Here is a 268-nt window from a genome sequence, read left to right as displayed (position 1 = left end):
GCAGACAGGGCAACTTCCGGCAAAGCCGACCACGCGCTGGTCGCAGGCCGAGGGGAGTAAGAGAATGGGTAAGGTACCTGGTTTTCTTGAAATTGACCGGCAGGTAGCGAAGTACCAGCCAGCGTCGGATCGTATCCGTCACTTCCGGGAATTCACCATTCCGATGACGGATGGCGAAGTGCAGAAGCAGGCGGCGCGCTGCATGGATTGCGGCATTCCGTTCTGCCATGGCCCGACGGGCTGTCCGGTGCATAACCAGATCCCGGAC

At 60.1% G+C, this 268-nt stretch carries 1 pseudogene; it reads left to right on the top strand.

Annotated features, from left to right (window positions below):
• Window positions 1-64 precede the first annotated feature (64 nt).
• A pseudogene (locus P8629_RS11950) lies at window positions 65-268 on the top strand (glutamate synthase); the annotation flags it as partial.

Source organism: Hydrogenovibrio sp. 3SP14C1, assembly GCF_029625905.1.
In the GTDB taxonomy this organism is placed as follows: Bacteria; Pseudomonadota; Gammaproteobacteria; order Thiomicrospirales; family Thiomicrospiraceae; genus Hydrogenovibrio.
This window is presented reverse-complemented; position numbering and strand designations above follow the sequence as displayed.